A 14,109-nucleotide genomic window follows, 5' to 3' on the forward strand; every position below is an offset into this window, starting at 1 on the left:
GGTTCGTGTACTGGGCAATAAAACCATCGTGACCAATGGGGATCAGACGGATACCATCTATGAGGGAATGGACAGACAGATGACATTTGAGCAGTCTCTTCGCAGCAGAGAGTTTGAGCCGGATGCACCTAATTATACACCTCGTATTTCCGGTATCATGCATTTAGAGAACGGAAAATATAACTATGCAATGTCAATTTTGAAAAGTGACAATGGAAATCCCGAATCCTGTAACCGTTATACCTTTGCATATGAAAACTGTGTAGCAGGGGAAGGACACTTTATCCACACCTATCAGTGTGATGGCGATCCCCTTCCAAGCTTCGAAGGAGAGCCCAAATTAGTGGCAATTCCCGACGAGATTGATGCATTTACCAATGCATTATGGACAAGCTTGAATGAGGATAATAAGGTTTCTCTGTTTGTACGTTTTATTGATATTGCGGATGGTACTTATGAGACTCGGATTGTGAATAAAAATAAATAAGATAAATATATAAATTGATATTGTAAGAAGCGGTTTCCCAGGGGTGGGGAGCCGTTTTTTGTTTCAGAGTAATTTCCCATAAATCATAAAAATTTCCCAGATAAAATGGCTGTTCATATAATTCCCCCATAATGTTCCTATAAATCATATTATTTTCCATTGAGACAGTAACCCCAAATCCCTATAATTAGCTTATGAATCAACCAGTACACAATCCGGAAGTGTATGAAGGAAAGGGGCATGGAATTGAATAAAATGAAAGTTACAAGAAAGAAAGGAAGTTACCGCCTGTTTTTTATGGCACTGCCATTTGTAATGTTAATATTTGCATTTGCATATGTTCCCATATTCGGCTGGATATACGGATTTTTCGATTATAAGCCAGGACTTGATTTAAGCCAAATGGAATTTGTAGGGTTGAAAAACTTTGCCAAACTGGCAACGGACTGGGGGGATTTATCCAGAGTTCTCAGAAATACGTTTGTGATGAGTTCCTTGGGAATCCTGGCATCACCCATACCAATGATATTTGCTATTTTACTAAACGAGATTCGCAGGCCGTTTTTTCGTAAGTTTGTACAAACAACCACCACACTTCCGTACTTTATCAGTTGGATAATTGTATTTTCCCTGAGTTTTGCAATATTTTCAAATGAAGGACTGATATCCAATATATTAAAAATGATGGGCTCATCGAAAACATTTAGTAATATTCTGGGGGAAAACAATGCAGTATGGATGTTCCAGTGGCTGCTTGGGATCTGGAAATCCATTGGCTGGAATGGCATTATTTATATTGCAGCGATTGCCGGAATTGATGCTGAACTTTATGAGGCGGCGAGAGTAGATGGAGCAAACCGTTTTCAACTCATTCGTAATATAACAGTGCCCGGATTGTATCCGACTTATTTTGTCTTGCTGCTGCTGAGCATCAGTAATATTTTGAGCAATGGATTTGACCAGTATTTTGTATTTTATAATACGCTGGTTGCCAATCGTATTGAGGTACTTGACTATTACATTTATAAAGTGGGAATTTTAATTAATGATTATTCTTATTCCACGGTTTTGGGTATGATAAAAACAGTTTTAAGCGTGTCACTGCTGTTTACGGCTAACACGTTGTCTAAAAAGTTAAGAGGGGAATCAATTGTATAAGGAGGGTGGACATGAAACAGAAAATCAGTTTTTTTAGTATTATAAATCAAATATTTTTTATTCTGCTTGTTGTAGTCTGCCTTTATCCTTTTTACTATGTCATTATCTATTCCATCAGTGATCCGGATGTGGCATATAAGGCACTTTTATTGCCGCAGGGATTTTCACTCCAGACTTACAAAACAATTTTTGCATTAAATAATATCCAGGGGGCATTTGCTGTTTCGGTATTGCGAACGGTTCTGGGGACGGGGATAACGGTGTTGTGTACCTCATTTTTTGCTTATCTTATGACAAAGCAGGAAATGTTCGCAAGAAAGATTATTTACCGGTTTGTGGTAATTACCATGTATATTAATGCTGGCCTTATTCCCTGGTATATAACCATGAAATCTTATGGATTAAAGGATAATTTTCTACTTTATATATTACCTGGAGCTGTTTCAGCTTATTATCTGATTTTAATTAAAACATATATGGAATCATTGCCCATATCTCTTGAGGAATCTGCGAGAATAGACGGAGCAGGATATTTTCGGGTATTTCGTTCCATTATCCTGCCGTTGTCAAAACCAATCATTGCTACCATAGCAATTTATGCGGCTGTGGGGCAGTGGAATAATTGGACAGACAATTATTTTCTGGTAAATGAGGAAAGTCTGCAGACCCTGCAGATGATTTTGTACAATTATATTAATCAGGCTCAGAACGTTGCAAATGCCACAGCACAGAGTGTATTAAGCGGATCAGCAATGAAAGTTACGCCTATGTCAATTAAAATGTGTATAACGGTAATTGTAACAGTTCCCATTATCTGTGTTTATCCATTCCTGCAAAAGCATTTTGTAAAAGGGATTATGCTGGGGGCGGTAAAGGGATGAGGTGCGGCATGAAGCCGCACAGACATTGTATAATGGAAGAACTTTAATACAATACATATTAAAAATGGAGGGTTTTCTTATGAAGAAAAGAACAAAAAAGATTTTGGCATTGCTGTTAAGTACAGCTTTTGTAGTGTCATCACTGGCAGGCTGCAAAAGCACCGGAGAGGAAACGCAGAAAGCAGAAACCGCAAAAGAAGAAACAGCAGCAGGCGGAGAAACGAATCAAACTTCCGGAGATGGGGCAGAGGGCGAAGTAGAGATTACCATGTGGAACAAAGATGTTATGTCTCCGGGGGTGCAAAATACTGCAATTGCAGATGAAATTGCTAAAAAAACCGGAGTTCGGATCAATGCGGTAAATGGAGATGCTCAGAAATTCAAAGTGCTGATGGCAGGAGGAGATCTTCCGGATATTGTTAATTCTAATTATGGGGATCAGGGGGTAGATGTAAACTCCCTGCAAAAAAGCGGACAATTGATTGCTTTGGACGAGCTGATAGATAAGTATGCTCCAAATATAAAAGAAAAATTTGCAAGTGCAATTAAATATTCGAAAGAATTTTTAAGCCCGGACGGAAAGCTTTACTATTTACCGGTACAGATTTTTCAGAGTGATCCAGATAAAAAAGTTGTGGATCGTTCTGGTTCCAGCGTAGCTTTTTATACCAGATATGATCTTTATAAAGAACTTGGAAGTCCCAAAATCGAGACAACCGATGAGTATTTAGATACATTAAAACAAATGCAGGATGCACATCCTCAGACGGATACGGGTGCTAAAACTTATGCCATATCAGGATGGAGTGATTGGGGATTATGGATGTATACCATACCGTATCAGGTTATGAACGGTACGACGAACTGGCTTTATGGCATGATGTATGACGTAGTAAATAAAGAGCCTTTAAGTGCCTACTACAGCGATGCTTTCTGGGACTGCCTCAAATTTTATAATAAGGCATACAATATGGGGATTTTAGATCCGGAAATGTTTACACAGAAATATGATAACTATGTGGATAAGCTGAAAAGCGGTCAGACGTTTGTAACCTATGCGAACTGGCTGTATGACACTGCCAATCAGGCATATGTAGCAGATGGAAAACCGGAAATGGGATTTGAAATTATACCAACCGGAATGACTTACCGATATGGTGCTTACGCAGCTGACCAGCCATTTGGATGGGCGAATGATTATCCAATGGCAATCACTAAAAATTGTAAGAACCCTGAAAAGGTAGTACAAATGCTGGATTATCTGTTTAGCGAAGAGGGTGCAAGATTGTTAAACAGTGGTGTTGAAGGTGTTCATTGGCAGACGGTAGATGGTGTACCACAGATGACTCAGGAATTTCATGATGGGCTTGCAGCTGATCAGAATTACAAACAGCTTCAGGGATTTAATTATTCTAAATTATCCGGCATCAGCTCAAATCAGATTTTATCTGACGGATATCCGGCAGACCTGACAAAATCCGATGAAGAACTGGCAAAGCTGTCAAATCCTATTGATAAAGAGTTTATAGAAGACAGTGGCGTTCAGAATGCAGTTTTTGCAGGGCAGGTAACAGCAGATAAAATAGAAAAAGGGGAGCTAAAGATCATGACAGAGGTAGACTTAACTCCCAGCCTTGTTGCTGAGCCTTCCGATGAAATTAAAACCGCAGCTGCACAGGTGGATGAGTACATTAAAGTTGCAGTTTCAGAAGTAATTATGGCTAGTGAAGCGGACTTTGATGCTAAAAAAGCAGAAGTTATCAAAGCGGCAGATGCGAAGGGTTATAACAAGGTGTCGGAAGAAATGATGAAACTTTGGAAGGAAGCCCAGGATACGGCTAAGAATTTTAAATACTAGAGGAGTTTCGAACAGAATTTAAGCCCAAAATGGAAAGAGGGCTGCAGTAAAAGTCCATTATATTGGCTTTATGGGCAGTCCTCTTTTTCTTATACCTTTTTATAACTCCTGGTAGGCAATCAGCAGTGTAACAGTCGTTCCAATCCCCTCTTTTGAGGTTATGCTAAGGCCGTATTCCTGTCCAAATTGCAGCTTAATTCTTTTATTGGTGTTAAGGATACCAATACCGATTCCCTGGACGCCGGAGGATTTATTCACTGGTTCCATACCTGATACGTCAGCATTTAAATGAGTCTGAAGCTGTAAAAGGATATCACCTGGAATACCGGTTCCACTATCCGAAATCTGTATCGTGATAAGGTCTTCCTTCATACTGCCAGTGAGAGAGATTGCGTTTTTTCCATCCTGACATGGGTCTGAATGATTGATCGAATTTTCGACTATTGGCTGGAGTATAAATTTGGGAATTTTGCAGTTCATAATGTCAGAATCGGTGTCCTGCTTAAATTCAATGGTATTTCCCATACGGTAATTCATGATGCAGATATAGTTTTTTAAATATTCTAACTCATCCTTAAGGGTCCAGTTAATATCTGTATTATGATAGATGGGTTTTAGGATATTCCCCAGGGCTGTGATACAGCTGGAAACATTTTCGGCCTTACTTACAATTGCCATCCATTTGATGGTGTTAAGTGTATTATAAAGAAAATGAGGGTTTATCTGGTTCTGAAGATTTTGCAGGGCAAGCCTGTGACGTTCCTCCTGAATGGATTGGTTTTCTTCCATCAGCCCCTTGATATTTGAGGACATGGAATTAAACTGCTGAAACAAAATCCCAAGGTCCGAGTGTTCGTATTCTTTCACACGGAAACCAATGTTGCCTTTTCCCATATTATGCATGGCAGACATGAGGACAGTTAGAGGTTTTGTGATCTCATAAATCCAGAATAGGCTGATGATAAGGGCAAGTGCAATAGCAACAATCAATACCGCAATAATCATTTTTTTCAGGGCATATATATCCCGAAACAAAATCGTATATGGTATTTCATATATAATCGACAGTCCGTAGAGATTATAAGGGTAGCAGATAATCTGGTTATTGTTATTCAAGGTTTCGCTGTCTACACCATCCATGGCAAGCTTTACCGTATAGTCAGTCTGGGTGGGCGTTACCACTACTTTCTGTCCTATGGCTGTTTTATCTTCAGCGGAGATTAAGACGTTCTGTTTATCCAGGAGAAAACTTTCGCCGTCCAAATTCAAATTATCATCATAATAAAGTGAACGGATATAGGATTCACGGATGTTCATAATGACATAACCAGTTGTATTCCCGACAGTTCGAATCTGTCTTCCAAGGGAAATGTAGTGAATGTCATTTTGCTTATACACAGGAGCAGGGAAAAAATCTTTATAACCATAGATACCGCATACTACAGCAGAATCACTGGCTAGAATTTCTTCTTTAAACTGGGAATGATAGAAAAAATTATCCTTTCCGGTATCGGTAAGAAAGATGTTCTTAGGATCACTGGAACCAATAATGATCCCATCACTGCCATAATAAAAAATAGAGTGTATAAACTCATTATTGCTCATGATCTCTGAGAAATAATCATAAATTCCGTTTATCTCTTTTACGTCATCGGAGGTAGAAAGAGAATCCAGCTTCATTTCCTGTGAAAAATAAGCGGATACGAGAATTTGACGGCTTAAATTATTTGTATTATCCAGCAATAAATTAATGTTGTATTCCAGTTGTTTCAGGGCACGCAGGGTTGACTGCTCAGACTGAGAGAGCAGGGTGCGGGAAGTATAGCGATAGAAGACAACGGTTAAAAGCAGCAGTACAGATATGCTGGTAATCATAAACGAGAGGATCAGTTTGGTTTTTAATTTTAGGCTCAGTACTTTGTCTTTTAAGGTTTTTAGCATTAAATATCTCCTTCAGAAGAGTCAGGTGCTATTCGGTAAGCGTAGGTTTTACGATATTCATTAGGTGTCTTACCGGTATATTTTTTAAATGTTTTTCCGAAATAGCCTTCATCACTGTAACCGGATTGCCAGGCGATCTCATAGGTCTTTAAATTAGTCGTAATCAGAAGTTCGATGGATTTTTCAATCCGGTAGCGGCTCAGATATTCCGAAAAAGAAAGAGAAAGCTCCTTTTTGAATATAGTACTGAAATAGTTAGGACTTAATCCCACCACATCCGCAATCTCATTTAATGTAGTCTGCTTCTGATAATTTGACTGTAGATACTGCAATGCCTGTACAATTTCACGACTATATTTTGTCTTTTGTGAAATGTCGTTTTTCAGGGCAGTAATATTTTTTATAAAAAGTGCCAGAACGGCATAATAGGTTTTACACAGGTTACATTCGTTGATAAATTTCATAACCAGTCTGGAGTGGTCTCTGACTGATAGCTGGTAATTATGAACCAGTGCAATCCAGGCATCACAGAACAAGCTTTTTACGGATGTTTCATTTAATGTATGGCTGTTAACATACTTGGTCAGGGGTGAGAAGATGAAGTCTTCCATAAAAGAATCATCCTTATATATTTTCAAAGATTCCTTAGTTTTTTGCAATACGTTATAAAACAGTTTCGAGGTATAAATGGAATCAAAGGAAATAACCGGTGTGTTTTCCATAAAAAAGGCATACACCATTGTACTTTGGCATTGACGGTACATATCTTTTAAGGATTCCAGGGACTGTTCCATATGGCTTAAGTAATAGCGGGCAGTAACGTTAAAATAATTTTTCAGAATTTCAGAAATTTCATTCAGAATATCTGTGATCCTTGACAATTGTCCGGTGGATTCCGTAAAGCCAAATAATAAAAGATAACGGTTGGAAACTTCATGAACTACCACACCTACGTGATTACGGTTAAGTATTTCATTTATAATATTCAACAGGGAAAAATGAATCAGCTGTCCCTGTTCATCCTGATACAGACTTTGCAGATCTTCATACTGTTCGATTTCCATTGCAGCCATGACGACATCACGGCTATAAAGACAAATTCCCTGCTCTTTCAGATGGGTCAGGCACACGGATAAAGGACAGATATCGTAGACCAGGTAGCCTAACAGGTTTTTGGCTATGTAATCATTTAAATTTACGGGTGAGGTAGTTTTTGAAGAATGCCTGTTCTGGTTGTCCAATGTTTTCTGGATCTCGGACAAAACACTTTCCATATCTTCGGGAGTCATGGTGAGTTTTAAGATATAACCGCTGACGCCAAGTCGGATAGCCTGCTGTGCCAGAGAAAAATCTTCCAGGCAGGTTAGAATAATGAGCTGAACAGGATTTCCGGTTTCGCGGATTTTCTGAATTAACTCAATGCCATCCATGAAAGGCATTTTAATATCCGTAAGAATTACATCCGGCAGGCATTCCTGATAGAGTTCCCAGCCTATTTTACCATTGGCGGCTTCATTCACTACATACATATTGTGGTTTTCCCACTTGATGGAAGCCCGAATGCCAGTCCTGACAAGCATTTCGTCTTCTACGATCATTACTTTATACATGAGAGTACAGTCCTTTCTTTTGTCTTGAAACTATAAACATAGAATAGAAAAAATGTGTAAAAATGTCAAGAGAAAGAAAAAATATTTGAACATAGTAAGAGAAATGAGGATTTGGAGGAATATACGGATAAAAAAGTTTAAGAGATAGAATTTTTGGTTAAGCAGAAAAGTTGAAAGAAAATTATAAAAAAGAAAGGTAGCCACAATGTATTTCTTTCAACCTGTTTTAGTGGCAGTATTGCAGGCAAGCCTGCAATATGCAATGGGTATAAAAATGAAAAACGGTAAAATTGGAATAGGACTAATCGGTGCCGGACGTGCCGGAATGATACATGCAAGGAATTTTCGGGCATCGGTTCCAGGTGCCCGGATGATAGCAGTAGCAGATCCGGATGAGAATAACAGAAAGGCTGCGGCATTGGAACTGGATCTTGACGGTTCCTGCGGAGATTACCGTGAACTGCTGAAAAATGATGAAATAGATGCGGTAGTAATTGTCACGCCTACAAAATACCACTGCGAAATTGCTGTGGAGGCAGCCCGCGCCGGTAAGCATATACTCTGTGAAAAGCCAATGGCAATGAATTCCAAAGAGTGTGAAATGATGGAGGAGGCAGCCCGGAAATATAATATTAAGCTGCAGATGGCATTTATGCGCAGGTTTGATTCTGCATTTGCAGAGGCAAAAAAAGTTGTGGATTCCGGAGAAATTGGCGATGTGGTAATGGTACGTTCCAACACACGGGGACCCAGTATACCAAAGCCCTGGATGTATGATATCTCCAAGAGCAACGGGCCTTTGGCGGAAGTAAACAGTCATGATATTGACACCTTACGCTGGTTTACCGGCAGCGAATTCGAATCACTGTATGCAATTGGATCAAACTTCCGCAGTTCGGATGCCAGGACAGCGTTTCCTGATTTTTATGATAATGTGGTTCTGGCATGCAGTTTTGAAAATGGTATGCAGGGGATGATTGATGGGGCACAGGGCGTGCGGTATGGATACGATGCCAGGGTGGAGATACTGGGTACCTGTGGCTGCATATTCCTGGGCAGAACCAAAGAGCATGGAATTACCGTTTGTAAAAGCGATATGAAAAAATACGACGGTTTTACCAACAGCTGGAGTTTCTTATTCCAGGATGCCTATTTGGAAGAGGATAAAGCTTTTGTAAATTGTATCTTGGAAGACCGGGAGCCGGCGGTCACCGGACATGACGGGAAAATGGCAGTCAGAGTGGTGAATGCAGGAAATATATCCATTGTAAAAAAAGAAATCGTCCGATTGGATCAGATCGGATAGAAAGGATTTAGAATGAATAAACTTGGTATTTATTTTGCGTTCTGGGAGCGGGAGTGGAAAGCAGATTATATTAAATATATACGGAAAGTGAAAGGGCTGGGCTTTGATGTTCTTGAGATTGAAGCGGGAGCGCTGCTGGATATGACGAAGGAGGAACGAGCTGGGATTGCTCTGGCAGCAAAAGAGAATCAGATTGATCTGACTTATTGCATTGGACTTTCAAGTCAATATGATTTAGCCAGCGAAGACAGCAGGATACGAAAAGAGGGGATTGCCTATACAGGGAAGATCCTGGAAGCCATACATAGCATGGGCGGAAATATGCTGGGGGGAATCATTTACTCCTGCTGGCCTGGCAAAACGGTAAGTTATGATTATAAGATGAGGGCCAGAGAGAGAAGCCTTACATCTGTTAAGGAACTTGGAAATACGGCACAGGCATATGGAATAGACTATTGCCTGGAAGTTGTAAACCGATTTGAACAGCATCTGTTAAATACTGCTAAAGAGGGAACAGAATTTGTAAAAGAGACAGAAAATCCCTGTATTAAGCTGTTACTGGATACCTTTCATATGAACATAGAAGAGGATTCCTTGTATGACGGAATAATGGAGGCAAAGGATGTGCTGGGGCATTTTCATATTGGTGAATGCAATCGGAAAGTTCCGGGCAGAGGACACATGGATTGGAATGAGATTATCCGGGGGTTAAGAGACAGTGGATATCAGGGAAAAATTGTAATGGAGCCTTTTGTAAAGCCGGGAGGACAGGTAGGACGTGATATTAAAATTTACAGGGATTTAAGCCAGGGGGCATCAGAAGAAGAAATGGATGCAATGGCGAAAGAGGCATTCGTTTTTATGAAAAAGAAGCTGGCGGAAGGGGTGCAATAAATGAAGAAAATAAAAGTCGGTATTTTAACAATTTCGGATGGAAGAGAATATCTTCACAGAGAATATGCAGGGTTACTAATGACATACCAGGAAGAGATAAAAAGGGAACTTGAATCAGATGGAACGTTTGAAATTGTGGGAGGAAGTCTGGCAATTCATACGAATGAAGAAGCGAAGGAAGAGGCATTAAAACTTCAGCAGGCAGGAGTAGAGGCAACCATATTTAATTATGCGATCTGGTGCTATCCGCAGTTTACGGCAGTTGCATTAAATTTTGCGCCCGGACCTTATCTGTTGTTTTGCAACCTGCATCCTTCCGAATGTGGAATGGTAGGAATGATGGCAGCGGCCGGAACCTTGGAACAGTTAGGAATCCCATATGAAAAACTCTGGGGATCCATAATGGATGGGGAAATTAAGAAGAAAATGACAGCTTTTTTAAGATCAGCATCAGCCGTTAAAAGGTTGAAAGGACTCACATTTGGCAATTTTGGCGGTAGGCCCTTGGGGATGTATACGGCAGTCGCAAATCTGGAACAGTGGCAGAGAGAATTTGGCATCGATGTAGAAAATATAGAGCAGGACGATATTATCCGGGAGGGTGAAGCAGTATCTGGAGATAAAGTGGAGCATGCATTTGCGTGGCTTACTGAAAATGTTGGTGAAATTGCATATGACGGAGAGGGGCTGACTCCTGAAAAATTAAAACTGCAGATCCGTTCTTATTATGGACTGCGGCGGATTATTGAACGGAGAAAACTGGATTTTATAGGAATAAAAGCCCATGGAGACTTAACGGACCGCTATATTACCATGGATCTGGCGGAAGCATTTTTGAATGATCCTTACGACTGGGACGGACCGCATGAACCTATTATAGCAGCCACAGAATCCGATATGGATGGGGCACTGACCATGCAGATTTTTAAGCTTCTTACCGGTTTGCCCGTTTTGTTTGCAGATGTGCGGCACTATGATAAAGAGAAGGATATCTGGTATTTTTCCAACTCGGGAACGCATGCGACTTACTTTGCAGGCGGATCCCTAGATCCAAAGGAAAATCTAAAGCATGTGACATTTTATCCGGAGACGCACTATTATCCTGCCGGAGGAGCCAGCGTACATCATTTTGCCAAGGCCGGTAAAGTAACGCTTGCAAGATTGGCCAGACGACAGGGAAAGTATTACATGACCATTGTTCCGGCAGAACTTGTGGAGTTTGAAAGAGAAGAAGCTTTGCGGCTGGGAAGTATGACAACACCGGCGTGGCCGGCGGCATTTACCAGATTAAAGGCAGATGCGGATACCTTTCTTGAAAAATTCCCGTGTAATCATATTCATGGTGTATATGGAGAGTGGACAGAGGAGTTAATACTGACCGCAAAGCTGATGAATATGGAAGTACAGGTATTGACATCATCCAGTAAGTGCGGGCGGCACAAGTAGGAATCAGGGTAACAGCTTAGGCAGGTCTGAACTGTTACGAATCAGGAGGTAATATGTATCTAAAAAACAGACAGGAACAAATGAATGAACAGGATTTTATCAATCCGCCTTCCAGATTCAGAGGAGCACCATTTTGGGCCTGGAATTGCAATATTAAAAAGGAAGATCTGGAAAAACAGATTCCATATATGCAGGAAATGGGGATGGGAGGTTTTCATATTCACTGCAGAACAGGAATGAACACCAAATATCTGAGCGACCAGTTTATGGATTTGGTAAAGACTTGCAATGAAGCGGCAAAGAAACGTGATATGCTGTGCTGGCTTTATGATGAGGACCGGTATGCCTCCGGATTTGGAGGTGGATACGTAACGCAGGATATCAGGTACCGGGAGAGATATCTGTATTTTACTCCTGAAAATCAAAAGGAGAATTGCTGCAGGAACAGACAGGACTTTGAAAAACGGGTCGATGCAGGAGAGGAACCACAGGGGTATCTGCTGGGCTGCTACCGGGTTGAACTGGAAGACGGTTACCTGAAAAGCTATCAAAAAGCAGAGTTGGATGGAATGCTAAAAGAGGACACACCGCCGTCAGGGGATATCTGGTATGCATATTTAATGATAGCGGAAAAAAGTTCCTGGTGGAATAATCAGACTTATGTGAATACCCTGGATAAAAGGGCGATTGACCGGTTTATACAGGTCACTCACGAACGTTACTATGAAGTCCTGGGTAAAGACTTCGGCACAAGTATTCCGGCAATATTTACGGATGAACCGCAGTTTATGCAGATGGAACATCTGGGATTTGCCAATGAGAAACGGGGAATTGCGCTTCCCTTTACCGATGATCTGGAGGAGACATTTCTACAGGCGTACGAAAATTCTTTGATAAACCGTCTGCCGGAGCTGATATGGGAGCAAAAAGGAAAGGCAGCAACACTTCGATACCAGTATATAAACCATTTAACAGACCGTTTCACGCAAGCATATGCAAAGAACATCGGTAATTGGTGTGAAAACCACGGCATTGCCCTGACCGGACATATGAAGGGCGAGGAAACACTTTGTTCTCAAACAATTGCAGTAGGAGAAGTTATGCGTTCCCTGAAACATTTTCATCTGCCGGGGCATGATGTACTTTGTGATCAGAGGGATTACGGGACTGCAAAACAGGCACAGAGTATAGCAAGGCAGTTTGGCAGATTTGGTGTAATGAGCGAGCTTTATGGTGTTACAAACTGGGATTTTGATTTTAAAGGACATAAAATGTCCGGAGACTGGCAGGCTGCACTTGGGATTGCAGTAAGGGTGCATCATTTGGCGTGGCTGTCTATGAGAGGAGAGGCTAAGAGGGATTATCCGGCTTCTATTAATTATCAGTCACCGTGGTATCAGGAATATCATCTGATTGAAGATTATTTTGCCAGGCTGAATACGGTTCTGACAAGCGGAATACCAAAGGTAAAAATAGGAGTTATTCATCCTGTGGAGTCATATTGGATGCAATTTGGTCCTTATGAACAGACTTATGAAAAGCGCCAGGCACTGGAAAATACCTATCAGAATATCATTCACTGGCTTTCTTTTGGGCTTCTGGATTTTGATTTTATCAGTGAAGCGTTGTTAGAGGAGGAAAAAGAAAAATGTGCTGTTAAAGGCAGATTTTCTATGGGAAATATGCAGTATGAGACAGTAATAATACCCGGCTGCCTCACGCTTAGACGAAATACGGTGGATAAACTTCTGGAATTTGCAAAGAATGGCGGAAAGGTTCTGATTATGGGAGATGTTCCCCAATGTATGGACGGAGTTAAAGCCGGGGAGCTGTTAATTCCTAATGCAAAAATTCTGAATATGGAAAAGTCCGGCCTTTTAAAAGAACTGGATCAGGACAGAGAAATCGATGTTTTTATGGATGATGGGGGCAGGTCGGATCACCTTCTCTATCAGATGCGGGAAGATCAGCAGGGGAAGTGGCTGTTTCTGGCACATGGCTACGAAAGAATCAGAGAAACTTTCTGGAGCAGTGTGGATAGCAGGGATTATGCATATATGGAGCAGCTTCAGATTGTTATACGAGGAAAGTATAAAGTGATTGTGTACAATGCAATGGATGGCAGCCAATATCCGATGGATGCAGAATATAATCATAATCGTACGATTGTCCGATATCAATTGTCTGTACATGACAGTCTGCTGCTTCGGTTACAACCGGCAGACCTGGAAGAGAAGGAAAATGAACAACCAGTAAATGCAGATGTGGGGAAAGTACCTGCTAAAATGCGAAAACGTATGGAAGAACCAGAATACTTCCGGCTTGAGGAGCCCAATGTCTTCTTGCTGGAACGGGCATTTTATAGAATGGATGAGGAAGATTGGGAGGAAGAGACAGATATATTAAAACTGGATAATATCTGCAGGAAACGTTTTGGACTCCCGCCAAAGGAAGAAGCAGGCGCACAGCCATGGACGCTAAAAGAAGATCCGAGAATTTATGGAATATTAAATTTAAAATTCATAGTA

The 14,109-nt window shown here is 40.8% G+C and carries 10 protein-coding genes; 8 read left to right on the forward strand and 2 right to left on the reverse strand.

All coding sequences use genetic code 11. The annotated features are described in order from the left end of the window. From ACH2DQ_RS11925 to ACH2DQ_RS11940, 4 genes are all read left to right on the forward strand, one after another. Window positions 1-487 (forward strand): IMP cyclohydrolase (locus ACH2DQ_RS11925; protein ID WP_395026862.1); only part of this gene is annotated, 487 nt, incomplete at its 5' end. A 240-nt stretch (window positions 488-727) separates the two neighbouring features. After that, window positions 728-1,645: an ABC transporter permease subunit gene (locus ACH2DQ_RS11930; protein ID WP_394911691.1), complete on the forward strand. Its 918-nt coding sequence runs from the start codon at window positions 728-730 to the stop codon at window positions 1,643-1,645. 11 nt (window positions 1,646-1,656) lie between these two features. Continuing rightward, window positions 1,657-2,526, forward strand: a complete 870-nt coding sequence (locus ACH2DQ_RS11935; protein WP_394911690.1) for a carbohydrate ABC transporter permease — start codon at window positions 1,657-1,659, stop codon at window positions 2,524-2,526. Window positions 2,527-2,605: 79 nt separating this feature from the next. Beyond that, window positions 2,606-4,384, forward strand: a complete 1,779-nt coding sequence (locus ACH2DQ_RS11940; RefSeq protein WP_394911689.1) for a hypothetical protein — start codon at window positions 2,606-2,608, stop codon at window positions 4,382-4,384. 99 nt (window positions 4,385-4,483) lie between these two features. On the opposite strand, the gene ACH2DQ_RS11945 is transcribed toward ACH2DQ_RS11940, so the two are convergent. Together ACH2DQ_RS11945 and ACH2DQ_RS11950 are read right to left on the reverse strand one after the other, a co-directional pair. Continuing rightward, complete coding sequence (locus ACH2DQ_RS11945) at window positions 4,484-6,325, reverse strand: sensor histidine kinase (RefSeq protein WP_394911688.1); 1,842 nt, start codon at window positions 6,323-6,325, stop codon at window positions 4,484-4,486. Further along, window positions 6,325-7,935, reverse strand: a complete 1,611-nt coding sequence (locus tag ACH2DQ_RS11950; protein ID WP_394911687.1) for a response regulator — start codon at window positions 7,933-7,935, stop codon at window positions 6,325-6,327. The genes ACH2DQ_RS11945 and ACH2DQ_RS11950 overlap by 1 nt, the downstream gene beginning before the upstream one ends. 205 nt (window positions 7,936-8,140) lie before the next feature. Between ACH2DQ_RS11950 and ACH2DQ_RS11955 the strand changes: the two genes are divergently transcribed. From ACH2DQ_RS11955 to ACH2DQ_RS11970, 4 genes are all read left to right on the forward strand, one after another. Further along, entirely contained in the window at window positions 8,141-9,241 is a 1,101-nt protein-coding gene (locus ACH2DQ_RS11955) for a Gfo/Idh/MocA family oxidoreductase (RefSeq protein WP_394911686.1), read from the forward strand. 12 nt (window positions 9,242-9,253) lie between these two features. Beyond that, the gene (locus ACH2DQ_RS11960) at window positions 9,254-10,135 is read left to right on the forward strand and encodes a TIM barrel protein (RefSeq protein WP_394911685.1); all 882 of its coding nucleotides are present in this window, start codon (window positions 9,254-9,256) and stop codon (window positions 10,133-10,135) included. After that, window positions 10,136-11,581 (forward strand): L-fucose/L-arabinose isomerase family protein, encoded by a 1,446-nt coding sequence (locus tag ACH2DQ_RS11965; RefSeq protein ID WP_395026865.1) that lies wholly within the window; start codon window positions 10,136-10,138, stop codon window positions 11,579-11,581. Window positions 11,582-11,634: 53 nt separating this feature from the next. After that, window positions 11,635-14,109, forward strand: a 2,475-nt coding sequence (locus ACH2DQ_RS11970; RefSeq protein WP_395026867.1) for a hypothetical protein, incomplete at its 3' end; no start/stop codon positions are given.

The sequence above is a fragment of the Robinsoniella sp. genome, from assembly GCF_034124845.1.

Coding starts and splice junctions, on each gene's coding strand:
- ACH2DQ_RS11930 (WP_394911691.1), top strand. CDS start 728: ATGGAATTGAATAAAATGAAAGTTACAAGAAAGAAAGGAAGTTACCGC.
- ACH2DQ_RS11945 (WP_394911688.1), bottom strand. CDS start 6,325: ATGCTAAAAACCTTAAAAGACAAAGTACTGAGCCTAAAATTAAAAACC.
- ACH2DQ_RS11935 (WP_394911690.1), top strand. CDS start 1,657: ATGAAACAGAAAATCAGTTTTTTTAGTATTATAAATCAAATATTTTTT.
- ACH2DQ_RS11940 (WP_394911689.1), top strand. CDS start 2,606: ATGAAGAAAAGAACAAAAAAGATTTTGGCATTGCTGTTAAGTACAGCT.
- ACH2DQ_RS11955 (WP_394911686.1), top strand. CDS start 8,141: ATGTATTTCTTTCAACCTGTTTTAGTGGCAGTATTGCAGGCAAGCCTG.
- ACH2DQ_RS11960 (WP_394911685.1), top strand. CDS start 9,254: ATGAATAAACTTGGTATTTATTTTGCGTTCTGGGAGCGGGAGTGGAAA.
- ACH2DQ_RS11950 (WP_394911687.1), bottom strand. CDS start 7,935: ATGTATAAAGTAATGATCGTAGAAGACGAAATGCTTGTCAGGACTGGC.
- ACH2DQ_RS11965 (WP_395026865.1), top strand. CDS start 10,136: ATGAAGAAAATAAAAGTCGGTATTTTAACAATTTCGGATGGAAGAGAA.